At 55.5% G+C, this 23980-nt stretch carries 25 protein-coding genes; 16 read left to right on the forward strand and 9 right to left on the reverse strand.

Annotated features, from left to right (window positions below; genetic code table 11):
* The first annotated feature begins 53 nt into the window (after window positions 1-53).
* From MWU61_RS03140 to MWU61_RS03150, 3 genes are read left to right on the forward strand one after another with little or no spacing between them, the layout of a single operon-like run.
* Entirely contained in the window at window positions 54-1148 is a 1095-nt protein-coding gene (locus MWU61_RS03140) for an ABC transporter ATP-binding protein (RefSeq protein WP_247126747.1), read from the forward strand.
* Between the two features lie 3 nt (window positions 1149-1151).
* Window positions 1152-2018: an ABC transporter permease gene (locus MWU61_RS03145; protein ID WP_247126749.1), complete on the forward strand. Its 867-nt coding sequence runs from the start codon at window positions 1152-1154 to the stop codon at window positions 2016-2018.
* Entirely contained in the window at window positions 2015-2869 is an 855-nt protein-coding gene (locus MWU61_RS03150) for an ABC transporter permease (protein WP_247126751.1), read from the forward strand. Before MWU61_RS03145 ends, MWU61_RS03150 begins: the two co-directional genes overlap by 4 nt.
* 47 nt (window positions 2870-2916) lie before the next feature.
* On the opposite strand, the gene MWU61_RS03155 is transcribed toward MWU61_RS03150, so the two are convergent.
* Window positions 2917-3219 (reverse strand): DUF2218 domain-containing protein, encoded by a 303-nt coding sequence (locus MWU61_RS03155; RefSeq protein ID WP_247126752.1) that lies wholly within the window; start codon window positions 3217-3219, stop codon window positions 2917-2919.
* A gap of 100 nt (window positions 3220-3319) precedes the next feature.
* On the opposite strand from MWU61_RS03155, the gene MWU61_RS03160 reads away from it, so the two are divergent.
* From MWU61_RS03160 to MWU61_RS03205, 10 genes are all read left to right on the forward strand, one after another.
* Window positions 3320-4222, forward strand: coding sequence for a siderophore ABC transporter substrate-binding protein (locus MWU61_RS03160; protein ID WP_247126754.1), 903 nt, complete (start codon window positions 3320-3322; stop codon window positions 4220-4222).
* A 9-nt stretch (window positions 4223-4231) separates the two neighbouring features.
* Complete coding sequence (locus MWU61_RS03165; RefSeq protein ID WP_247126756.1) at window positions 4232-5176, forward strand: iron chelate uptake ABC transporter family permease subunit; 945 nt, start codon at window positions 4232-4234, stop codon at window positions 5174-5176.
* Window positions 5169-6113, forward strand: a complete 945-nt coding sequence (locus MWU61_RS03170; protein WP_247126758.1) for an iron chelate uptake ABC transporter family permease subunit — start codon at window positions 5169-5171, stop codon at window positions 6111-6113. Before MWU61_RS03165 ends, MWU61_RS03170 begins: the two co-directional genes overlap by 8 nt.
* Complete coding sequence (locus tag MWU61_RS03175) at window positions 6110-6871, forward strand: ATP-binding cassette domain-containing protein (protein WP_247126760.1); 762 nt, start codon at window positions 6110-6112, stop codon at window positions 6869-6871. The genes MWU61_RS03170 and MWU61_RS03175 overlap by 4 nt, the downstream gene beginning before the upstream one ends.
* Before the next feature lie 333 nt (window positions 6872-7204).
* A complete protein-coding gene (locus tag MWU61_RS03180) occupies window positions 7205-8785 on the forward strand; it encodes an ABC transporter substrate-binding protein (RefSeq protein WP_247126762.1) in 1581 nt (526 codons plus the stop codon).
* Between the two features lie 143 nt (window positions 8786-8928).
* A complete protein-coding gene (locus MWU61_RS03185; RefSeq protein ID WP_247126764.1) occupies window positions 8929-9900 on the forward strand; it encodes an ABC transporter permease in 972 nt (323 codons plus the stop codon).
* The gene (locus tag MWU61_RS03190) at window positions 9897-10847 is read left to right on the forward strand and encodes an ABC transporter permease (protein ID WP_247126766.1); all 951 of its coding nucleotides are present in this window, start codon (window positions 9897-9899) and stop codon (window positions 10845-10847) included. The genes MWU61_RS03185 and MWU61_RS03190 overlap by 4 nt, the downstream gene beginning before the upstream one ends.
* Window positions 10844-12535, forward strand: a complete 1692-nt coding sequence (locus MWU61_RS03195; RefSeq protein ID WP_247126768.1) for an ABC transporter ATP-binding protein — start codon at window positions 10844-10846, stop codon at window positions 12533-12535. Before MWU61_RS03190 ends, MWU61_RS03195 begins: the two co-directional genes overlap by 4 nt.
* A 45-nt stretch (window positions 12536-12580) precedes the next feature.
* Window positions 12581-13141, forward strand: coding sequence for an XRE family transcriptional regulator (locus MWU61_RS03200; protein ID WP_247126770.1), 561 nt, complete (start codon window positions 12581-12583; stop codon window positions 13139-13141).
* A gap of 26 nt (window positions 13142-13167) precedes the next feature.
* A complete protein-coding gene (locus tag MWU61_RS03205; RefSeq protein ID WP_247126772.1) occupies window positions 13168-14280 on the forward strand; it encodes a Xaa-Pro peptidase family protein in 1113 nt (370 codons plus the stop codon).
* A 27-nt stretch (window positions 14281-14307) separates the two neighbouring features.
* Here MWU61_RS03205 and MWU61_RS03210 read toward each other — a convergent pair whose 3' ends face one another.
* Genes MWU61_RS03210 through hisD form a run of 6 tightly spaced genes read right to left on the reverse strand, consistent with a single transcriptional unit; the run spans window position 14308 to window position 19566 of the window.
* Entirely contained in the window at window positions 14308-15411 is a 1104-nt protein-coding gene (locus tag MWU61_RS03210; RefSeq protein WP_247126774.1) for an alpha-hydroxy acid oxidase, read from the reverse strand.
* A complete protein-coding gene (comE, locus tag MWU61_RS03215) occupies window positions 15411-15965 on the reverse strand; it encodes a sulfopyruvate decarboxylase subunit beta (RefSeq protein WP_247126776.1) in 555 nt (184 codons plus the stop codon). The genes MWU61_RS03210 and comE overlap by 1 nt, the downstream gene beginning before the upstream one ends.
* A complete protein-coding gene (comD, locus tag MWU61_RS03220; protein WP_247126778.1) occupies window positions 15962-16468 on the reverse strand; it encodes a sulfopyruvate decarboxylase subunit alpha in 507 nt (168 codons plus the stop codon). The genes comE and comD overlap by 4 nt, the downstream gene beginning before the upstream one ends.
* Before the next feature lie 59 nt (window positions 16469-16527).
* Window positions 16528-17508, reverse strand: a complete 981-nt coding sequence (locus tag MWU61_RS03225; RefSeq protein ID WP_247126780.1) for an alcohol dehydrogenase catalytic domain-containing protein — start codon at window positions 17506-17508, stop codon at window positions 16528-16530.
* Window positions 17505-18266: an SDR family oxidoreductase gene (locus MWU61_RS03230; RefSeq protein WP_247126782.1), complete on the reverse strand. Its 762-nt coding sequence runs from the start codon at window positions 18264-18266 to the stop codon at window positions 17505-17507. The genes MWU61_RS03225 and MWU61_RS03230 overlap by 4 nt, the downstream gene beginning before the upstream one ends.
* On the reverse strand, window positions 18259-19566 hold the full coding sequence (hisD, locus tag MWU61_RS03235) for a histidinol dehydrogenase (protein ID WP_247126784.1): 1308 nt from the start codon (window positions 19564-19566) through the stop codon (window positions 18259-18261). The genes MWU61_RS03230 and hisD overlap by 8 nt, the downstream gene beginning before the upstream one ends.
* Window positions 19567-19831: 265 nt before the next feature.
* Here hisD and MWU61_RS03240 point away from each other — a divergent pair, with 265 nt between their 5' ends.
* Entirely contained in the window at window positions 19832-20848 is a 1017-nt protein-coding gene (locus MWU61_RS03240; RefSeq protein ID WP_247126786.1) for a LacI family DNA-binding transcriptional regulator, read from the forward strand.
* A 2-nt stretch (window positions 20849-20850) separates the two neighbouring features.
* On the opposite strand, the gene MWU61_RS03245 is transcribed toward MWU61_RS03240, so the two are convergent.
* The gene (locus MWU61_RS03245; RefSeq protein ID WP_247126788.1) at window positions 20851-21564 is read right to left on the reverse strand and encodes a VIT1/CCC1 transporter family protein; all 714 of its coding nucleotides are present in this window, start codon (window positions 21562-21564) and stop codon (window positions 20851-20853) included.
* Window positions 21565-21720: 156 nt separating this feature from the next.
* Between MWU61_RS03245 and MWU61_RS03250 the strand changes: the two genes are divergently transcribed.
* On the forward strand, window positions 21721-22050 hold the full coding sequence (locus tag MWU61_RS03250) for a phasin family protein (protein ID WP_247126790.1): 330 nt from the start codon (window positions 21721-21723) through the stop codon (window positions 22048-22050).
* Window positions 22051-22119: 69 nt separating this feature from the next.
* On the opposite strand, the gene MWU61_RS03255 is transcribed toward MWU61_RS03250, so the two are convergent.
* Window positions 22120-22536, reverse strand: a complete 417-nt coding sequence (locus tag MWU61_RS03255; protein WP_247126792.1) for a c-type cytochrome — start codon at window positions 22534-22536, stop codon at window positions 22120-22122.
* Window positions 22537-22850: 314 nt separating this feature from the next.
* On the opposite strand from MWU61_RS03255, the gene MWU61_RS03260 reads away from it, so the two are divergent.
* Window positions 22851-23948: an MHYT domain-containing protein gene (locus MWU61_RS03260; RefSeq protein ID WP_247127207.1), complete on the forward strand. Its 1098-nt coding sequence runs from the start codon at window positions 22851-22853 to the stop codon at window positions 23946-23948.
* Window positions 23949-23980 lie beyond the last annotated feature (32 nt).

Genomic DNA, 23980 nt, shown 5'->3' on the forward strand with positions numbered 1-23980 from the left:
GAAACACAGAGGGCGCATCGCTGCGCCCTCTTTTTACACTGCGAGGGTGCCCATTGTCCGATCCCCATCCCGATCTTGTCTGCCGCGACCTGACCAAAGACTTTGACGCTTTCCGCGCTGTGGATCACGTCAGTTTTGACGTGCCGCAAGGATCATTCTTTTCCATCCTTGGCCCGTCTGGGTGTGGCAAGACGACCTTGCTGCGGATGATCGCGGGTTTTCAATCGCCTACTAGTGGTGATTTGCGGATCAAAGGCAAATCGATGATCGGAGTGCCACCTAACAAACGGCCCGTGTCGATGGTGTTTCAGCATCTGGCGCTCTTTCCAACGATGAATATTGGCGACAACGTGGGCTTTGGTCTGCGCCAACGCGGTTTCGGTAAATCCGAAATCAAAACCCGCGTTGAAGAGGTGCTCGCCCGTGTCGGTCTGCCCGGCGTGGCTGAGCGGCGGATCGATCAGATTTCAGGTGGTCAGAAACAACGGGTCGCGATTGCGCGCTGCATGGTGCTGGAACCCGATGTTCTGCTGCTAGATGAACCGCTTGGCGCGCTTGATCTTAAGCTACGTGAACATATGAAGGTTGAGTTGAAATCGTTGCAAGCCGCGTTCAACACCACCTTCGTCTACATCACTCACGACCAATCCGAAGCGTTGGTGATGAGCGACAATATCGCCGTGATGAACAACGGGAAATTCGAACAGATCGGCTCGCCGCACGACGTCTATCACGCGCCCGATACGGCGTTCGTCGCGGGCTTTGTTGGTGAGGCCAACAAGATCGACGCAAAGGTCACGGGAGCGGATGGATCGCAATTGCACGTCGTGTCGCAAGGCGGGACGGACATGAAGATCGATGCGCCCGCAAACGGATTGACCGTGGGGCAGGGTGTACAGGTGTTTCTACGCCCTGAAGTGATTGAATTGACGACACAAAGTGACGGGGTGAACGTTTCGCAGGGTACGGTGGAATCGGTGTTGTTCAACGGTGCGAATTCCAGTGTCACCGTCAAGGACGGGGCAGGCGGTATGCTCAAGGTCGCACTCCCCCAAACCGGAGATTTCGCCCGCCTGCAACGCGGCGATAGCGTGTTCACCAAATGGAATCCGCGCCAGGCCCGCTGCTACGCCGTGACGGGGACGTAGGCGATGACGTCTGACACATCCCGCCTTGGGTTTTACCTGCTGCTTGCGCCGATCCTGCTGTGGTTGGTCGTGCTGATTATCCTGCCGCATGTGGGGCTGTTCATCGTCTCGATCAGCGAAAAAGTCGGACCACGCGAATATGAAACCGGTTTTGCCAATTATGCTGCGTTCTTTAACGAACCGCTTTATTGGCGCACCTTTGCGCGGACGGCGATCATGTCGATCCTTGCGACGGCACTGACGCTGATCCTTGGTTTTCCGATTTCTTATTACATCGCAAAGCTAACCCGTGGCCGCACCAAGACCACGCTCTTTCTGATGTGTATGATCCCTTTTTGGGTGTCCGAGCTTGTCCGTACATTTGGCTGGATGATCCTGCTGCGCGAAACCGGAGTCTTTTCGAACCTGTTGCAATCGCTGGGCATCGTCGATGGACCGGTCGAGATGTTGTATAATGATGCGGCGATCATGGTGGGGCTGGTCTATACATCGATCCTGTTCATGGTTGTGCCGCTTGTCACCACGCTCGACAGTCTTGACGATAGCCTGATCGAGGCGGGTTATGATCTGGGCGGGACAAGTACGTCGATCATGCGCGAGATCGTGATCCCGCACGCGATGCCGGGGATTGTATCGGGCTGTATCGTGGTGTTCATGCTCTCGCTTGGCAATTATCTGACGCCGATCCTGTTGGGCGGAAAGGACAGCCTGTGGTTCACCGGCATGATCTACACGCAATTTATCACGCGGTTTAACTGGGAATTGGGATCCGCGTTCGGGTTCTTGTTGCTGGGCCTGTCATCGCTGGTTGTGTTCGCTGGGCTGAAACTGTCGCGCCAATCGCTGACTGATACGATGGGGCGCGCATGATCCCGACAGTCCCCCAACCTGCTTTCGCGAAATGGTGCTACCGTGCCTATGTCACCGCGTTCTTTATCTATCTCGCGCTGCCGCTGACGGTTGTCTGCGTCTTCGCCTTTAACAACAGCGTGTTTCCGTCGTTGCCATGGGAGGGTTTCACCCTCGCATGGTTCTTCGGGACCGAGGCGCCGTTTATCGGCGTGTTCCATGAACGGGCGATTGTGCGTTCGATCGGCACGTCGGCTTTTGTGGCGATGTGGGTATCTGGGCTTGCGGTGTTCGTGGGCACCTGCAACGCATTCTTGTTTGTGCGCCATGATTTCCGCGGCAAAGCGTTTCTTTATGTGCTGATGCTTCTACCGCTGATCATTCCGGGTGTGATCCTTGGCATTTCGATCCTTGTCTTTTCCAGTTCCATCGCGAATGCGTTGGAAGACGCGACAGGGCTGTGGTTCGACGGGCTGCGTCCTGGTCTGATCCTCGTGATCCTTGGTCAATTTTCCTTCATCACGACCTTTGCGACGCTCGTAATTTCGGCTCGTCTGCAGAAATTCGACCCCAGTTTGGAAGAAGCTGCGTTGAACCTTGGCGCCAGCAAATGGGGCGCAATCCGGCAGATCACGCTGCCGTTTCTATTGCCTGCGATTGTGGCCTCAGCCGTTGTGTCGGTGTTGATGAGTTTCGAGAACTTCAACACGACATTGATGCTGGTGGGATCCGATTCACCGCTGACCATCGCGATGTTCGATAAGCTGAAACAGGGATCAACGCCGGTGCTGAACGCGGTGTCGTTGCTGCTGATAATGGTGTCCGCTTTGCTTGGTGTGTTGTCGTTGTTGTTTCAGGGGCGCAAGGCATAGGGCTGTTGTGAAAGAGTAGCGCGGTTCCGCGTGGGCGGCGAACCCTGCTAGTCCAACAATGAGATCCAGTTCATTTTGGTATACCCTTCGCGAAAAGCGAATGTTTCCAGATGGCTGTCGATTGCCCTGCGGGATCGTTCAAGACCTTCTTCGTTAGCTGCTGTCAAAACGACATCAAGCTGCTCGGGGGTCGCTGTCAGCGTTGCTGAACCAAACGGGAACTGTGCGGTGCCGGACGTTTCATCGAATTGAACTTCGATTTTGTGGGCGAGGTGTTTGCACAACTGTTGAAGGTATCGGCTTGCGTGTTCGGTCTGGAATTGTCCGCGGTCTATGATTTCAACTTGCATGTGATTTTATCCTGAGTATTTGTGTCAGAAATAATACCTGACTGATTCACTCAATAATGTCTAGCCGCCGCCCGACGTTCTCTTACCTGAAAGGTTCACCATGAAAACGATGATCGTCGCGGCGGGTTTCGCCGCTATGCCTGTGCTGGCTCTGGCCCAAACCACCGAGATTGAAACCGCAGTTGGGGCGGTTACAGTTCCGGTGGCGCCCGAAACCGTCGTGACATTCGACCTTGCTGCACTAGACACGCTGACTGCACTCGGCGTTCCTGTTGCTGCCGTTCCGGTCATCGCGCCGCCGGCCTATCTTGCGGACGCGTTCGACGGCACACCGAAGGTGGGCACGTTGTTTGAACCTGATTTCGAAGCCTTGGCTGTCATGGCACCGGACTTTATCATCGCTGGTGGTCGGTCGCAGTCGCAGGTTGAACCATTGTCCGCTATTGCGCCAACTATCGACATGACCATCTCTGGCGACAATCTGCTGTCGGATGCGCAGGCGCGTGTCACGGCCTACGGCACGATGTTTGCGCAGCAAGACACGGCGACCGCGCTGCTGGCCGATCTTGATGCCGCAATAGAAAACGCGCGCAGCGTGACAGATGGGCAAGGCAATGCATTGATCGTCCTGACCAACGGCGGGAAGGTGTCGGCTTATGGCGACGATTCCAGATTTGGCTGGCTGCATACTGCATTGGGATTGCCGGAAGCGTTTCCCGAGCTGAACGCCGAAACCCATGGCGAAGCGATCTCTTTTGAGTTCATTGCGGAAGTAAACCCTGATTGGATTTTCGTTGTCGACCGTGGCGCGGCCATTGGCCAAGAGGGGGAAGCGGCAGCTGTTACGCTGGATAACCCGTTGGTTGCGGGTACGACGGCAGGTCAGAATGATCAGATTGTGTATCTTGATTCTGCGCGTTTGTACCTCGTTGGTGGAGGATACCAGTCCATGACGGGCACGATTGACGAAGTTGTCGCCGCGTTTTCCGCTGAGCCAAGCTAAGGCAGACCCGTGCAATACAGGCTCTATGCGGCCCTAACGCTCGCCCTTCTCGTGGGGGCGAGCTGTTTGATTGGGGTTGCTGATATCTTTGCGGGCGATCTTGATCGGCAAATGGTGATGCTGGTCAGTCGTTTGCCACGCACGTTCGCCGCACTTCTGGCGGGGGCCGGATTGGCGCTGGCGGGTGTGGTGGTACAGATGTCGGTGCAGAACAGGTTGGTAGAGCCCAGTTTGGTTGGCACACCGGAATCCGCAATGCTTGGGCTTCTGGTCGTGACGCTTACCGCACCCGGTGCCGCGCTGTTGATGAAAATGTCGGTCGCAGCCGCAACTGGTTTAATCGGAACGCTAGGATTTCTTTGGCTGGCCCGCCATGTGCCACGCCGTGATCCCGTGTTGTTGCCATTGGTCGGACTGATCTACGGCGGCATCATCGGTGCTGCGGTGTTGTGGTTGGCCTGGACGACAGACCTTGTGCAGTACATCGGTGTTTGGCAAAGCGGCGAGTTTTCGGGCGTGCTGCAGGGCAGGTATGAACTGCTTTGGATTGTCGCAGCGATAGCCGCGCTGGTCTGGTTCGCGGCGGATCGCATTACCATGCTCGGCCTTGGTGAAGACGCGGCGCGCAGCCTTGGGTTGGATTACCGTCAAACCTTATTGGCGGGGCTGATCCTTGTGTCGATCATCGTGGCCGTCGTCGTGGTCAGTGTCGGGTCTATCCCGTTTGTCGGACTGGTTGTGCCCAATATCGTGTCGCGCTGGCGGGGCGATAATCTGCGCCGGAACTTGCCGCTCGTGGCATGGTTGGGCGGTTGCATGGTGCTGGGTTGTGACATCATTGGTCGCGTGATCCGCTTCCCCTATGAGATTCCCGCTGGAACGGTTTTCGCTGTGATCGGCGCGGGTATTTTCCTGTGGCTGTTGCACGCAGCCCCGAGGCAGTCCCATGGTTGAGCGGCGTCTGTTCTTCTTGATCGGCCTGCTGGTTGTGGCTTGCGGTCTGTTTCTATTCTGGAATTTGCGTTCGCCGATGGGGTTCATTTTGTCGCTGCGATTTACCAAAATTGCTGCACTCTGCGTGGTTGGTGCAGCGATTGGCACAGCCACGGTATTGTTTCAAACCATCGCGTCCAATCGCATGCTAACCCCCGGGATTGTTGGCTTTGATGCGCTGTTTGTATTCATCCAAACAGCATTGGTCCTGACACTGGGCAGTGTCGGCTTCGCTGCACTGCCATCTTTGGCGCAGTTCGGCATGGAAACGGCTATCCTTGTGATCGCGGCCGTTGCGCTGTTCAGCGTACTCTTGCGCAATGGCGCAGAGGACATACTGCGCCTCGTGTTAACGGGCGTTATCCTTGGTGTGTTGCTGCGTGGGTTGGCGGGATTGGCGCAACGCATGTTAGATCCATCCGAATTCTCTATCGTTCAGCAGGCCACCTTCGCTACTTTTGGGGCAGTTGACGAGACCCAATTGGCGGTTGCTGCTGTGATTCTTGGAGCAAGCCTTTTCGGCGCGCTAAAGATCGCACGCTATCTAGATGTGGTCGCGCTTGGGCGAAACGTGGCGCTGCCGCTGGGCGTTGATTATGACCGCGTCGCGTTCATGGCATTAGGCCTTGTGGCGTTGTTGGTGGCCACTTCAACCGCGCTTGTCGGGCCGATTACATTCTTGGGCTTGCTTGCGTCCAGTCTGGCCCATGCGGTCCTTCCGTCATGGCGTCACACGCAGCTTTTGCCCGCCGCCGCAGTGATTGGGGCGACCATCCTCGTCAGCGGACAATTCGTCTTTGAACGCCTGCTCGGGTTGCAATCCACATTGACAGTTGTGGTTGAATTTGTGGGCGGCGTTCTTTTCCTTTTCCTCGTTTTGCGCAGGTCTAAACCATGATCCACGTTGATAATTTAACGGTCACAATGAACGGAACCGACATCTTGAAGGATGTGTCGCTGAAGTTCGGGCAGGGTGGGATTACCGCCCTCATCGGTCCCAATGGTGCGGGGAAATCGACCTTGCTGACCGCGATTGCCGGACTGATTAAGACGACGCAGGGGCAGGTTAAGGTAGAAGGGTGCGACATGATCAACGCCCGGCCAGCCGAACGGGCCAGTCGCGTGGCGTTGCTTGCGCAGAACGAACAGGTCACCGCAAGGCTTAGTGTGCGTGAACTAGTGAGCTTCGGACGTTGGCCCCATCACCAAGGACGCCCCAAAGAAGAAGATCACCGCAAGATTGCCGAAGCTATCGCGGCATTTGAACTGGGTGCCTTGGCAGACCGTCGATTGGATTCCCTGTCTGGCGGTCAACGCCAACGGGCTTTTATTGCAATGGCATGGGCGCAAGAAACGCCGTGGTTGCTGTTGGATGAACCATTATCCGCGCTTGATCCGCGTCATGTACGCGACATCATGGATCGGTTGCACGCGCTCGCCAGACCCGGCCAATCGCAGCGTAGCGTCGTCATTGTGCTACACGATCTCGGGGTCGCTGCACGCTATGCGGACCGGATCGTCGCCTTGAAAGACGGACGATTGGTCGTCACTGGCCCGCGCATCCTGACCATGACTGGCCCGATGTTGAGCGATCTATTCGAAACCGGTCTGGCAATGAAACAAGTTTCTGGTCATGACGTTGTCGTGCCAAGCTAAAGGCGAGGCGAGTTTAAAGGGTCTTTTACAACTGATCATGCTTGCCACACTGGCGAAGCTCTGGCAGGCTTTGCATAGGCTGATAGCGATCTGCGGATCGGTCGTTCCTAACGCCACAAAAATAATTATTGTAAATCCTAAGTTTTATTTCTACCGTCAGCCCACGCCCAATTGGGTATCGATACTTAGGGGCTGAAATAATAATATAAATCAAAGATTTACCCCATAAAGACGCGCGATTCCGAACAAGACGCGTCATACGACCGGATTTGCAGCCGGTTCCCAAACCAACAAAACTGCCTGCATAAAACTAACACGAACGGAGAGGTTACTATGAAAAAAACAACTGCCCTTTTGACGGTTGCGGCGCTGATGTCGTCCGCCGCTGTGGTCAATGCTGAAACACTTCGCTGGGCCCGTGCGGGCGACGCGCTGACGCTTGATCCGCATTCCCAAAACGAAGGCCCCAGCCACACCATGCGTCACCAGATGTATGAGCCGCTGATCATCCGCGACACTGCCGGGAACTTTGTTCCGACACTGGCGACTGACTGGGCACCAAGTGCTGACAACCCGAATGTGTGGGTGTTCAACCTGCGCGAAGGTGTGAAATTCCATGATGGCGCTGATTTCACAGCAGAAGACGTGGTCTTCAGCTTTGAGCGTGCAAAGCAGCCAAACTCTGACATGAAAGAACTGATTGGTTCGATCACCGCTGTTCGCGCTGTCAGCGACTATGTGGTTGAGATCGAAACAGATGGTCCGAACCCGATTCTGCCATCCAACCTGACCAACTTGTTCATGATGGACAAGGATTGGACAGAGGCAAACGACACCGTCAACGTTCAAGACTTCGAAGGCGGCGAGATCACGTTTGCTACGACAAACGTCAACGGCACTGGCGCGTACACGCTTGTCAGCCGTGAGCCAGACGTGAAAACCGTTATGGCCCGCAACGAAGCCTACTGGGGTCGCGACGAATTCCCGCTGGAAGTCAGCGAAATTGTCTACACACCAATTCAGAACGCTGCGACTCGTGTGGCTGCGTTGTTGTCTGGTGAAATCGACTTCTTGCAGGATATGCCGGTTCAGGATTTGGCGCGCGTAGGCGATGCTGAAGGTCTTGTTGTGAAGCAAGCCCCACAGAACCGCGTGATCTTCTTTGGTATGAACCAAGGCGCTGACGATATCGAAGCTGATGACGTTGATGGTGCTAACCCATTGGCGGACGTTCGCGTTCGTAAGGCGATGTCCATGGCGATCAACCGCGATGCGATCCAACAGGTCGTTATGCGTGGTCAGTCCGAACCGGCAGGCATGATTGCCCCGCCATTCGTAAACGGCTGGACTGCTGAAATGGACGGCGAAAGCGTCACTGACGTTGAAGGCGCCAAGGCGCTGATGGCTGAAGCTGGCTACGAAGATGGGTTCTCTATCCGTTTGGATTGCCCGAATGACCGTTACATCAACGATGAAGCTATTTGTCAGGCGGCTGTTGGCATGTTGGGTCAGATCGGTGTCACCGTGAACCTTGATGCCATTCCGAAGGCGCAGCACTTCCCGAAAATCACCGATGGTGCGACGGATTTCTACATGCTGGGTTGGGGTGTTCCAACTTACGATTCTGAATACATCTTCAACTTCCTCGTGCACGGTCGTGAAGACGACATCGGGACATGGAACGGCACTGGCTACAACAACGATGAGCTGGACGAAACCATCAAGTCGCTTGCATCCAACACCGATCTTGACGCGCGTAACGCGGACATCGCCAGCATCTGGCGTGTGATCCAAGACGAACAGCTGTACATCCCGATCCACCACCAGGTGCTGAACTGGGGCATGGCTGAAAACGTTGGCATCGAGGTCGATCCAGAGGATCAGCCACGCGTCAAATACTTCACCATGCAGTAACTTCGCATGACGGCGCGCCCGCTTGATGTGGGCGCGCCTTTTCGACTGGACAGGTGGGGCAGGCTGCCCCCGTCCAGTTTCCAATCCTTTCAAAACTTGTCCAGCGGCCCGTCGGGCTGCGCTGGCAAAGCAAGGCCTTCGCGATGCTGCCGTTTATCCTTAAACGCATATTCCAGTCCCTTTTGGTGTTGATCATCACCGGGGCGATTGCGTTTTCAATGTTCACCTTTGTGGGCGATCCCATTGACAACATGCTGGGTCAAGAACGCACGATGGAAGACATCGAACGTCTGCGCGCGCAGCTTGGTCTGGATCGACCGATCCCTGTGCAATACGTGAAATTCTTGGGCGAAGCCGTGCAGGGCAATTTCGGCGTCAGCTACCGGCAAGGCCGAGAAGTATCTGAAATTATTATGGAACGCGCCCCCGCAACGCTGGAGTTGGCCGCGCTTTCCGCCATTTTCGCCATCGTCGTAGGAATTGCGCTGGGTGTGTTCACCGCGATCCGCCGCGACGGGTTTGTTGCGAACTTTATCATGTCCGCCTCATTGATCGGGGTGTCCTTGCCGACGTTTCTGATCGGGATTTTGCTGATCTATCTGTTCTCTGTTGAACTCGGATGGTTACCGAGCTTTGGCCGCGGCGAAGTTGTGCAGATTGGCTGGTGGACCACTGGTTTCTTGACGGAATCCGGTCTGAAAGCCCTAATCCTGCCGTCGATCACGCTGGGCCTGTACCAGATGACACTGATCATGCGGCTTGTCCGATCCGAAATGCTCGAGGTCCTGCGTCAAGACTACATCCGGTTTGCCCGCGCTCGAGGCCTGAGCGAACGGGTCATCAATTTTCGCCATGCCTTGAAGAATACGATGGTGCCGGTGATTACGGTGATCGGTCTTCAGCTTGGCGCGATTATCGCTTTTGCGATCATTACTGAAACCGTGTTTCAGTGGCCCGGTTTGGGCCTGTTGTTCATCAACGCAATTCAGTTTGTCGATATTCCGGTGATGGCCGCGTATCTGATGATGATTTCGGTGATGTTTGTCGTCATCAACCTTCTGGTGGATATCTTATATGCCTTCATTGATCCTCGTCTTAGGGTGGCCGCGAAATGACTGATCACTCTAATTCCACAACTGAGGTCGTTCCATCACGTCTGCGCCGTGCGCTCGATAGTGACTTGTTCTACGCTTTCAAACGGTCCCCCGTTGCGATGGTATCTGCGGTTGTTGCCACTTTGCTGATCCTTTCGGCGGTGTTTGCGCCTCTGATCGCGCCGACGAACCCGTTTGATCCATCGTCATTGAACCTGATGAACGGGTTTACGCCACCGATGGAGCCAAATGCCTTCACCGGCGAGACGTTCTTGTTAGGCACCGACGATCAGGGCCGCGATGTATTTTCGACCATCCTGTATGGGATGCGGATTTCGCTTTTCGTCGGCTTCGCTGCGGTGTTGTTTGCCGTCGTGCTTGGCATCTTCTTGGGGCTGCTTGCGGGCTATTTCGGTGGTTGGGCTGACAGTTTCATCATGCGGGCAGCCGACGTGCAGTTGACGTTCCCGTCGATCTTGGTGGCGATGCTGATCTTCGGGATCGCTAAGGGGATTACACCCGTTGAAAACCGCGACCAGATGGCGATTTGGGTGCTGATCCTTGCGATTGGCCTGTCCGATTGGGTGCAGTTTGCCCGCGTCGTGCGCGGCGCCACGCTGGTGGAGAAAGGCAAAGACTACGTATCTGCTGCGCGGCTGATCGGTCGAAAGCCTTTTATCATCATGTTACGCCACATCCTGCCGAACATTTTGTCGCCAGTGTTGGTGATCGCCACGATTTCACTGGCGCTTGCAATCATCGCAGAAGCCACGCTGAGCTTCCTTGGCGTCGGCGCACCTGCCACACAGCCGTCTTTGGGCACGCTGATCCGCGTCGGCCAAGGTTTCTTGTTCTCAGGCGAATGGTGGATCTTGTTCTTCCCGGCCTGCACTTTGCTTGCGCTGGCCCTTAGCGTGAACATGCTGGGCGACTGGCTGCGTGACGCTTTGAACCCGAGGTTAAAATGACCGAACCTGTCCTTTCCATCCGTGACCTGACCGTCGAAATCCCGACCCGGCACGGCCTGTTTAAGCCTGTGCGCAACGTGACCTACGACATCCGGCCCGGTGAAATCCGTGGCGTGGTTGGCGAAAGCGGGGCGGGCAAATCGATGACGGGTAATGCTGTGATTGGCCTGCTGGATGATCCTGCGCGGATCGCATCGGGTGAGATTTGGCTTAAGGGGCGTCGTATCGACAACCTGAGCGTCGAAGAACAACGCGCCATTCGAGGTCGCGAGATCGGGATGATCTTTCAGGATCCGCTGACGTCGCTGAACCCGCTGTTTACCATTGGTGAACAACTGGTTGAGACGATCCAGTTGCATCTGAAGGTATCCGCCAAAGAAGCCCGCGAACGTGCCTTGGCCTTGCTTGATCGCGTGTCGATCCCCGATCCCAAGACCCGTTTTGACCAGTACCCGCACCAGTTTTCCGGCGGTATGCGGCAACGTGTGGTGATCGCATTGGCGCTGTGTTCAGAACCGTCGGTCATCGTGGCCGATGAACCCACAACCGCGCTGGATGTGTCGATCCAAGCCCAAGTGCTTGATTTGATCAAGGAACTTGCCCGCGAGACCCAAGTTGGCGTGATCCTTGTGACCCACGACATGGGCGTGATCGCGGATACCACCGAACAAGTCACGGTGATGTACAACGGGCAAGTCGTGGAAAACGGGTCTACCGATCAAGTTCTCAGCGCGCCAAAGCATGAATATACCAAATCGCTGATTTCCGCCGTGCCGCGTCCGCAGGTCAAACTACACCGTTTCCCCCAGGTCAGTTATGGCGGACGTGAGACGACGTTCAAGATCGAAGACCTCGCGCGGAACTGGACCAAATCAGAACCGTCTAAATCCGGCAAGCTGCTTGAGGTCGAGGGGATCACGAAGAAGTTCCTCGAAAAATCAGCAATTCTGCCGTCGCGGCGGACCTACTTTACCGCAGTGGACGAGGTATCGTTCGATATCAAAGACGGAGAGGTCTTCGGGCTTGTCGGCGAAAGCGGGTCTGGTAAATCCACCGTTGCGCGGATGATCGGCACGCTGCTTGATGTGGACGGTGGCCGTATCAAGTTTGACGGAGATGATGTGACTGCCATGACGCCTGCCGAAATTGCAGGGTATCGCCGCCAAATCCAGATGATCTTCCAAGACCCGTTTTCCAGTCTTAATCCTCGGATGAAGGTCGAAAGTATCGTCGCTGAACCACTGGTGCATCACAAAATCCTGCCGCCTGACCAGATCAGCGGGCGGGTGCATGAATTGTTGGATCGTGTTGGGCTGACCCGTGCGGCGGCGGCGAAATATCCGCACGAATTTTCGGGCGGGCAACGCCAACGGATTTCCATCGCGCGGGCCTTGGCCACGCAGCCACGTTTCCTGATTTGTGATGAACCGACCAGCGCGTTGGACGTGTCTATTCAGGCGCAAATTCTGAATATCCTGAAGGATTTGCAGGAACACCTTGGTCTGACCATGCTGTTTATCAGTCACGATCTGCCGGTTGTCCGCCAAATGTGCGACCGCGTTGGTGTGATGAAACAAGGCCAATTGGTCGAAGTGCAAGACACCGAGACGCTGTTCGCCAACCCGCAGCAAGACTACACCAAGAAGTTGCTAGAGCTGATGCCACGGCTAGCGCAGTTGTCGGGGTAGGCGATGATCGGGGGGGGGAGTATCGAACCGGCCAAGCTGGGGCAAATGATCCGGAAATGCCGGCAGCAACGCAAGCTGACGCTGAAGGAATTGTGCGACAAGGCAGGCATATCTGTGGGGTATTTGTCGCAGGTTGAACGCGGCAATGCGACGCCGTCGCTGGGCACGCTCGCGCAGATTTCACATGCTTTGGATTTGGGGCTTGATTACTTTGTGGCACGCCCGAAACCGGGGGATGCGGTGTCTTATGCGGATAAGCGGCCGAAATTTTCAATTTCGGATTCGGGCGTGACGTATGAGGCGTTAAGCTCCGAATTTCCCGGCCACGAACTGTCGGCCTATATCATGAACTGCCCACCCGGTTTTGTGTCTGAGACGTTCCAGCACGAGGGCGAGGAGTTCATTTATATCCTTAGCGGCTCTATCGAGAAAACACTGGACGGAGAGGCCTTTACCCTGCGCGAGGGTGACAGTCTGCATTACAATGGCATGACCCCGCACGCATGGAAAACGCTGGGCGACACGCCAGCCCGCATGATGTGGACGGGCACATTGGTCGTGCTGCAGGGGCCGACGAAAAACTGGCTGCCCGGCCAAGATGGCTAGGGCGTTTATCGCAACTGGAGGGTCGTATGACTGAGATCACAGAAAACAGATTGGCCCGGTTGCGCCAGCGTATGGCTGACACGCACACCGATTTAGTCGCTATCGGTCCCAGCAGTCACATGCAGTGGTTGTTAGGGCTGAACCCGCATGGCGATGAACGGCCTGTGATGGCGTTGGTGACGGCTGATAACGCTGGTGTTCTGATGCCAAAACTGAACGCCGACGCGGCGCGCACCCAATGCGACAGTGTACCGTTTTACGAATGGAGCGATACGGATGGCCCGCTGGATGCGCTGACCGCGTTATTGACTGAACTCGACGTTAAACGTTCCGGTCTCAGCGTTGTTCTTGATGAAATGATGCGGGCGGATTTCGCGTTCTTGCTACTCGATCAGCTTGACGCCCCAACCCGTCGGTTTACCCAAGACACCGTCGGTCTGTTGCGGGCGGAAAAGGATGCGGATGAACACAAGCTGCTGCGCGACTGCGCCCGTCTAAACGACAGCGCATTTGAACTGGCCTTTGCGTCGCTGCGCACTGGCATGTCCGAGAATGACGTTAAAACGATCATCGTCGATCACTACCGCACCCACGGCGCAGAGCCTGCGTTCTGTATCGTGGCTTTTGGTCCAAACAGTGCCTTCCCGCATCACCACACGGGTGCGGATGTGTTGCAACCCGAGATGGCTGTGCTGATCGATGCGGGTTGCCGATTGAACGGTTATCCGTCTGATATGACGCGATGTGGGTGGTACGGGGATACGCCTGAGGCTGAGTTCACACAGGTCGCGGGTATCGTGGAGGACGCGGTGCAGGCGGCGTTGTCTGCGGCCAAACCCGGTGCTGCGTGCAGTGCAATTGATGGTGCCGCGCGGGGCGTGATTGAAACTGCAGGCTATGGTGCTGCATTTTCACATCGGACGGGGCACGGATTAGGCGTTGATGTGCATGAACCGCCCTATATGACGGCAAGTAATGATCAGGCCCTGACCGCTGGAAACGTCTTTTCGATTGAACCGGGTATTTATTTGACGGATGCTTTCGGGGTCAGGCTAGAGGACATCGTGCACCTTGGACCTGATGGGCCAGAAGTTCTGTCCGGCTTGTCGCGGAAGGTGTTACAGATTACGCCCCGCTAGGGGGGCGTTCAGCGCACTGAATGAGACCTACGATTTGCCCGAAAGGTTTGTCACGCCGGTTTGTGCCATTGCCGATGACAGTTCTTCACTCAAAACGTCCCAGATTTTGTTCAGCCCCGCTTCGCCGGCTGCAGCGATTGCGAATTGGAGAGTACGTCCAAAGAACGTGAAGTCCGCACCGGCATTCATGGCTTTCAGAACGTCTTCACCAGAGCGTAAGCCACTATCGTAAAACAACGGGAATTCATTGCCGACCTCCGTGCGGATAAGCGGCAGCCGATCTATCGGGGCAGGGGCGCTTTCTAGCTGACGTGATCCGTGGCTGGACACCTGAATGCCGTCTACGCCCGCATTCTTCAAGGCAACGGCATCTTCGACATTCACGACGCCTTTGACGACTAGGTTTCCAGACCACATGCCGCGCAATCGCGAAAGGGTGTCCCAGTTGGCCCTCGCACGGCTTTCGGTCCGGTCGAAAGCGCAGCCGTCCATTTCAAAATTCGCCATTTGCGGTTTCCCCGCGGCCAGTTGGCTTAATGACCAACGAGGGTGCAGTGCAAAATCGATGAATTGGCGTGGGCCGATTGTGAACGGCATCTTGAAACCGTGGCGCAATTCGCGTGGACGACGCCCGACTTCGGGCACGTCGACAGTCAGAACCAATGTTTCGTAGCCTGCAGCGCGTGCCCGTTCGACAAGCTTGAATGTGCCTTGCCCGTCACCGCTAAAATATAGCTGGAACCATGCGTGCCCTTCAGCCGTTTCGATGATCTTTTCCAGTGGTGTTGATGCGACCGTCGATACCCCATGGGGCACTTGATAGTGCGCAGCGAGCCGTGCGAGCATCATATCCGCACCCGGTCCGCTGAGATTACACATGCCCATTGGTGCGATGCCAAATGGACGTTGCGCGGACGTCCCGAAAATGGATGTGTCGAGATTGCGATGACTGACGTCCCGCAAAATGCGGGGTTCTAGTGTGATCGCATCCAAGGCGGCACGGTTACGCTTTGCCCCCACTTCGGCCCCGGCGGCCCCGTCAATATAGTCGAACACCATCCAAGGCAGCCTGCGTTTGGCCAGCCGCCGCGCATCGTTTGCAGAATGGATATGCGCGGCAGCGTTGAGCATTAGGACGCCACGGCCTTCATAAAGCGGTCTTTGATGACGACGGGGTCCATGGTGATCACGGGCAGCTTGATATTGCCGCTGTCACATTTGCAGACGATGATGGTCATCTCGTCGCTGTCGATGGCGTCTTGCAGCACTGGACCAAGGTCTTTGTCCTGCACTTCGACGACGTTGTCGCAGCCACATGCCCGCGCAACATCAGTCAAGTTCGTCTTTTGGCCCGCATAGGTCGGTTGATCACCCGTTGATCCGTAAGACCCGTTATCGATGATCAGCAAGGTGTAGTTGCCCGTGGCATTGTTCGCGATTGTGGGCAATGTGCCAAGGTTCGTCAGAACCGACCCGTCGCCATCAATAGAGATAACAGGTTTCGGTTGCGACAAGGCCAGACCAAAGCCGATTGAAGACGACAGACCCATGGTGCCCAACATGTAGAAGTTGGTCGGCTGGTCGTCGATCATATGCAGTTCTTGGCTTGGCAGGCCGATGTTACAGACCACGAGGTGATCACGGATGATGGGCGCGATTTCTTTTAAGATTTCAGAACGGATCATTGGTCCCCGTAGCCTCCCCAGAAGTTGGCGTCGGTCAGGATCGCCACAGGTTTGTTGCACATGAAGGTATACTTCAGGATGTTGTCGAATTCTTCGACGTCCTTTTGCCAATGAAAGTGGTAAGTCGGGATGTTCATCTGCGCCAGTAGCGCCTTTGTGTGTACCGCCATTTCCACCTGACACGCGACGGGTTCGCGCAATTCACCACGGTATGAGATGATCATCGGCAACGGCATCCGGTAGTATTGGATCAGCGTGGCCAGCGTGTTGATCGTCACACCAATGGCGGTGTTCTGCATAATGATCGCAGGACGTTTGCCCGCCATATGCGCACCGGCACACAGGCCCATGCCTTCGTCTTCTTTGTTGGATGGGATGTGGAAGATATCGTCGCGCTTTTCGACTTCATCAATCACACCAGCCAACTGTTTGCATGGCACGGTCGTGACAAATGACACGTCGTTCGCAACAAGATCGTCGCAGATCTTCTTGTCGATGTTCATGAGGTAGGAACCTTTCGGGTTTGAGTAGAAAAGAGATGTCTAAGTCAGAGCAGGTCAGATCAGTCCCATGGGCTGAGAACGATCTTAGGTGCTGCAACGCGGCCCGCACGTAGATCTCGAAATGCTTGCGCGCCGTTGGACAAAGGTCGGTTGTCCGTCCAGTCCAGTGGGCCAAGACGCCCGTCGTAGATCGCGGCGGCTGTGTCTCTGAAGTCTTGCGCAGTGTAGGTATACGTCCCGATAAACGTGATTTCCTGAAGTGTGGCCCGCCTGACGTCGAAGCCCGGTGCATCATCGCCCAATCCGACATGAGCGATAACGCCCCCCGATTCGACGAGATTGGATGCGGTCGCCCGCGTGCTACCGTACCCAACGGCATCGACGACTAATGGGGCGGGACCGGATGCCTCTGCTACGGTAGTTTGGCCGCAATGATCGTTAAGATAGGCGCGACGCGCATCATTGGGTTCGATGATGATGACGTCCGGCATGTCCATTGCTTGCAAAGCAAGTGCCGCGGCAAGCCCGATAGCGCCGCCGCCAATGACGATAGCACTCCGATCCATCGATGGATGCAAGGCTTCGATCCCTAAACGTGCGGCGTGCCAGCTGACGGCCAAAGGTTCAGCAAGCGCGGCTTTGGACAAGGCGATGTTGTCGGGCACTTCGACCAGATTCCGCATGGGCATGGCTATGAATTGTGCAAACGCGCCTTCGCGCGGCGGCATCGAAATAATTTCGCGCTTCGGACACAGGTTTTCGCGACCCGATTTGCAGGCGGGGCAAACCAGACAGGACACTAACGGATTGACCGTCACACGCATGCCGTCGTGATCACCACCCACAATCGTACCTGCAGCTTCGTGGCCAAGGATCAGCGGGGCAGGGCGACGCGCGTCATGGCCAAGATAAGCGTGCATGTCGGACCCGCAGATGCCGACCGCCTCAACACGGATCAGTTGTTCATCGGTTCCGGCGATAACATCAGGGACGTCGCGGAAATTAAGGGTCTCAACCCCGTCATAAACCAAAGCTTTCATTTTGCGGTAAACCCTCCATCAACCATCAAGACTTGCCCCGTCACGTAGGAAGATGCGTCCGAACATAAAAACAGGATCGGCCCATCGATGTCTTCGACACCGCCGTTGCGCCCGATGCAGGTCTGGGCCGCGTTGCGCGCGGCGCGGTCCGCGTCGTCGAACACCGCTGCCGTCAATTCGGTTGGAAAGAACCCCGGCCCAATCGCGTTGGCTGTGATGTTAAAAGGTGACCAGCTTTCCGCCATGGCGCGCGTAAGTTGCCCGATGGCCCCTTTAGTTGCGCCATATGCAATCCCGCCGGGGAAGGCCCGTGTTGTCTGTAGGGACGCGAAGTTGACGATCCGCCCCCAGCGGTTTTCTTTCATCGCAGGCACCAGTGCCTGACTGAGGAAGAATGGCGCGTTCAGATTAATCGCAATAGTTTTGTCCCAGCCGTCCGGTGTGACATCATCAGCTGCTTCACGGGTGTTCAGCCCCGCAGCATGAACAACAATGTCGGGCGACCCAAAGGGCGCTGCAATCGCAGCGGCCACATCCGCGATACCATCCCGATCCGCGACATCCGCAATGACCGCTGCTGCCGGTGGGCCAATTTCATGGCAAAGATCGTCGAGTGCTTCGCCACGGCGGGCGACGCCCACGACACGTGCGCCAGCCTCTGCCAAGACAAGTGCGGCGCGGCGACCTAGACCGGAACTGGCCCCTGTCACACATGCCACTTTTCCGCTGAGATCAAAGAGCGAATTGGGATCAATCATCGGCGTTCAAATCGAAGTTTTCGGTTGGGAAATACTTTGCCAGTCGTACGTCAGCGGCGCGGGCGTGGCCTTCCATACCTTCAAGCCGCGAAATCCGTGCTGTGGCGATGGCGACATCTTTGGATGCCTCTTGCGTGGCGCGCTGCCATGTGACGATTTTCATGTACTTATGCACCGAAAGCCCGCCCGTATATCCAGCCGCACCGGACGTCGGCAAAACGTGGTTTGTGCCTGATGCCTTATCACCATAGGAGACGGTGGTTTCTTCACCCAAGAATAGCGATCCGTAGCAGGTCAGATTTTCAAGCCACCAGTCGAGGTCAGATGCTTGGACCGTCAGGTGTTCGGGGGCGTATTCATCGCTGCACGCGGCCATATCGATGCGGTCTTTGCAGACGATAACTTCTGCATAGTCGCGCCAAGCGGCGAATGCATTTTCACGGTTCAATTCGGGCAGGTCTGCGATCAGATCCGGCACAATCGACATGACTTTTTCCGCAAGAGCGCGGTCGTCAGTGACGAGCCAAACCGGACTGTTGTAGCCGTGTTCCGCCTGCGACACCAAATCCGTGGCTACAATATGGGCGTCCGCATCTTTGTCGGCCAAGATCAGACTGTCAGTTGGGCCCGCGATCATATCGATCCCCACGCGCCCGAAAAGAATGCGTTTGGCTTCAGCAACAAACTGATTGCCTGGGCCTACGATAATATTGGCTTTCGGCAGATCAAAAAGTCCGTAGGTCATGGCCGCTACGCCCTGCACGCCACCCATTGCTAGGATTTTGTCAGCGCCGCAGATGTGCGCCGCGTACACAATCGCAGGGGCCACGCCGACATCAGGACGGGGAGGAGAGCATGCGGTGATATGCTTGCAACCGGCGACTTTTGCCGTGGTGACTGTCATGATTGCAGAGGCGATGTGGCTGTATCGTCCGCCGGGAACGTAGCAGCCTGCAGCATCAACCGGGATTGCCTTTTGACCGGCGACGTAACCCGGTGAAATTTCCATTTCGACGTCTGCGACCGTGCCTTTTTGAAGTTCGGCAAAGCGTTTGACGTTATCATGCGCAAATCGAATGTCTGCTTTCAGTTTCTCAGGAACCAACGCACATGCAGCATCGATGGCTTCTTGGCTCAATATGACGTCGCCGTCGTAGCGATCAAACTTTGCGGCGTATTCCAGCGCCTTCGCATCACCGCCGTTTTCGATATCGGACAGGATGCCAACGACAGTGTCATGCACATCTGAAGCGCCGGAGGCAGACGTTAGCGACGCTTTTTTGAGGTATTCACGGGTCATAAGTTAGCGATCCTATTTGTGAATTTTGGGAAGAATAGTGTGAACGCCGCAAGGGCGTGAAGAATGACGAAGCAAAGGGAGCAGACGATAGTGACGCCCCCGAAAGGATGGGGGACGGTGCGTGACGATGTTTGCGATATGCTATCCATGCTGCGATGTAAGCGCTTTCATCTGATTCATGCAAGCGCTTACATTTTCATTGTATCCATGTTTAGGTTTTTGCAAACCATGTTATAGACCTGCTGAAATCAGGGAACGAACCGCCATGTCCACATCCCATTCCATTCCAACGCTTGATGATGTTGCACGTGTTGCTGGCGTTTCGACTGCGACGGTGTCGCGGTGTTTGAACGCTGGGGATAAGGTTTCGAAGCCGACCCGTGATAAGGTCATGAAAGCCGTCGAAGCTTTGGGCTACACGCCCAATTTCAATGCCCGCGCGATGGCAGCACGACGCACCCATACGATTGGTGCCATCATCCCGACGATGGAAAACGCCATCTTTGCGCGGGGGCTTCAGGCTTTTCAGGAAACACTGCATGATCATGGTTACAACCTGCTTGTGTCGAGCAGCGCGTACCGACCGGAACTCGAGGCTGAACAAATCCGTGCGCTCGTTGCACGTGGTGCAGAAGGCCTGTTGCTGATTGGATATGAACGCGAAAAGGCAGTTTACGACTACTTGGATCGGCGTGGTATTCCGACAATGCTTGCTTGGGCTTACAGACCAGATTTGTCACGTTCGTCGGTCGGATTTGATAATCGGGCATCGATGCGGATGTTAGCGGACCGTGTGATTTCGATGGGTCATAAGCGTATTGCCGTGATTTCGGGGATCGCCGATGGCAACGATCGCGCCGCAGAGCGATTGACCGGTATTCGGGATAGTTGGGTGGCCAACGGATTTAATCTGGATGATTTGCCGATTGTTCAAACGCCGTACGGCACTGACAACGGTGCCGACGCTTTTGAAGCCCTGATGAAGTCTGAAACGCCGCCGAGCGTTGTGATGTGTGGAAACGATGTTCTTGCTGCAGGGGCGATGTTGCGGGCGCGGCAGTTGGGGTATGCCGTACCTGACGACGTTTCTATTACCGGATTCGACGACATAGAACTGGCGCAGCATTTGTCCCCGACTTTGACGACCGTGCACGTCCCGCATCGTGAAATGGGCGGGACAGCTGCACGCGAACTGGTCAAGCTGATCGATGGCAATGCGAACACTGTCCGACGTCAGCTGAACGTTTCCATTGTGATGCGGGAATCGCTGGCAGCCGTCTAGGTTCAGGGATGGAAAAAGCGTCCAACCGCAAACGCCAACGCAGCCGCCGTACCGCCGATGAGGAATGTTTCAAGCCCTGACCGCCACCACGGTGCCAGTGCCCATTGTGATTTGATTGCGCCGATACCAAAGAAGGTGAAGGCAGAGGCAATAATGGACCACACAAAGGGATCAGTGAGGCCAACCAGATATGGAAGAAGCGGCAGCAACCCGGCCAAAACAAACGCGCCAAAAATGATGACTGCGGCCCTTAACGGGGCAGGGTCCGTGGGGGGCAGGCCGTATTCGTCCGTTAACATCATGGCGATCCATTGATCCTTGTCGCGGCTTATCATGTCGACGGCTTGCGCCTTAACCTCGCCATGTAACCCTTTACGCCCGAGAATTTGGTCCAATTCGTCGCGTTCGCCTTGTGGGTTCAGCATGATGTGGCGTTCTTCAACTTTGCGCAGCCTTTCGCGATCATCAGCGACAGCCTTGGTGCCCGCGTAATTGCCTGCCGCCATGGAAAAACCATCCGCGACGACGTTCGCCATACCAAGTGCAACAACGATCCCGCCTGGTAGTCCCGCACCTTGCACGCCCGCGACAATTGCGAAAGTCGTTACAGTACCGTCAATGCCACCAAAGATTGCATCCCTAAGTCCGCCGCCGCCATTGCGGGCATTCAAGCGAGCGGTAATTTCGGAATGCGAATGTCCATGTTCTAGCGTCATCGTGGTTCCTTTCCGTCATGTGCGCAGCCGTCACAGGCGGACGGCACTTGATGTCACTATGACATGATCTGACGAAGCGACGTTGATGCAAGTCAACGCGGGCCGACGACGGTTGCGTCATAGTGCTTGTATCAAATCAACATGGGGGAGATTGCGATGACGGAACAAACGCACAAAAATTCGAAGGATTTCAGCGGCGTTGCGACCGGCGGTATGTTTGGGGCAATGGACTGGATGGGGACTGGCGCGTTTTCGCAAGCCATGCAAATGCATGCAGATTTCGTTTCATTCATCTCGGACCGTTTAGCCGAAGATCTGAAAACGCAAAATGCGTTGTTGCGCTGCAAAACTATCGAAGACGCGCGCGATATTCAGATCGCGTTCGTCCAGAAGGCCTATCAAGACTACTCAGCGGAAGCGGGGCGATTGGCAAGCGCGGGTCTGTGTGGTCCTGTCCTGAGCGGGACAAAACATACGCCTGTCTAGTATCAACGTGGAATAGGCCGGAGATTTTGCAGGTCGGCCTGTTCCTTTTACGTTTATGCTTAAAGCGACTTACCTCTGCACCGATTTCAGGTAAGCGAGAAGCGCCAACATGTCTGACGGCAGGGTTTCGGTTGCGCCGTCGGTGTTGACCGTGATGGGCCGGCCCATATCGGCGTCACCAAAGATCGGCATCGCGGCGGTGGGATCCGTGTGACGATCAAGACCTTGGATGACGCTCAGCACATAGTTCCGAGGAAAAACGCCGTCGTTCGATGCCGCAAGGAATTGCAAACTTGGTGGCGGCGCACCTAGGCCAAGCGATGCCGGTCCTGCGCCTTCACCGTTCGCCCCGTGACAGATCGCGCATTGATCATCGAATAACTGCTTTCCACGGGCGCTATCCGCCGAAATGCTGTTCTGATCCGCAACACAAGCGCTAAGCGATAGCGCTGCAATCGTTGTGGTAACTGCTTTCATCATGGTCATGTCATTCGCCCTGTATTGTTCTTTGAAAACAGTCCGTTTGGCGCTGCTTTCTCCTACGATCATAGTGTTGATGCGATGATGCAGCTTTGATTTACCTCAAGGTTCTGCTCAGACCGCAAGCATCTGCAGCGTATTGGAATTCTACGATTCACGACATGCGAGTGGATTTGCAGCATCTACAATTTTCATAGTAATGCCCGTGTGTTGCGATAGCACCTTCATGTGTTGAATTAAGGATAGAAAGATAGGCTTTAGCAGGTCGATCAAAAAATCGATAATTGCCAAGTGCCATTTCTTTGGTCATTTTGTCCGCAATGGAAACGCTCAGCTTCAGTCATGACCTCTTTTTAGTCATCATGTCGTGCCTCGTTGCAACTGCTGCGGCGTTCACGGGTTTGTCTTTGACGCGCAATCTGTCGCAGAAATCCCTGACCCAAAAGAAAGTGTCTGTGGCCTTGGCCGCGATTGCGTTAGGCGGCGGTATTTGGTCGATGCATTTTGTCGCGATGCTGGGCCTGCAGTTGCCCGTGTTGTTCTATTATGACGCAGCGATCACGCTGATTTCGGCATTGACCGCAATCCTGATCGTGGGTGCCGCGTTGATCTTGCTGCATTTTACCGACCGCACGCCTTTGGTGATTGGGACAGCAGGCGCGATTGTCGGCGTGGGCATTCTGGTCATGCATTACATCGGGATGGCGGGGTTAGAATTGTGTCGCGCGATCTACACGCCGCTTGGTATTGCAGAAACGTCGATTGTCGCGATTGTTTTGTGTATTTTGGCGTTTCGGGTGGCTTACGGGCATCGGACGAACCGCAATATCTTTCTTGGAACGCTATGTTTTGCTGTCGCAGTTGGATCAGTGCATTTTCTGGCAATGGCGGGCACAGAATTTGTAGCCGTCCCGCAAGTTGCTGAATTTGGCCCAAGCATGAGCAACGAAGTTTTGGCCCTTGGCGTTATCGTGTCCAGTTTTGTCATTTTTGGCGGCTTCTTGTGGGTCAGTACAACTTACCTTGTGGCCAGTCCTGTCGCGGAAGGGATCAATCCGGTAGATGATGCGGACATTCAGACACCGGTGGGTCTGCAAATCCCATGTGAACGCGACGGGGGCAAAATCTTTGTCGCGCCTAGTGATGTCGTCTTTGTCCGCGCAGACGGGCATTACACGCAGATCTACACCGAACAGGATCGCCTGTTTTGCGTTTGGCCGATTACTGAGGCCACGAAGCGCCTGTTGCCTGCGGGCTTTATCCAGACGCATCGCAGCTATTTGGTGAACCCGTCCAAGGTCGCCCGCTTTGAACGGTCCAAAGATAAGGGGCGCTGTCTGTTTGATACGGACACGATCCCGCCAGCGCCGGTGAGCCGTTCCAAATTGAAAGCCACGCAAGACGCGCTGCTGGCGTAGGCCTGCGCCATTCGTGCGGAAATCGGCGCATT

The organism is Loktanella sp. F6476L (assembly GCF_023015725.1).
Lineage (GTDB): Bacteria > Pseudomonadota > Alphaproteobacteria > Rhodobacterales > Rhodobacteraceae > Yoonia.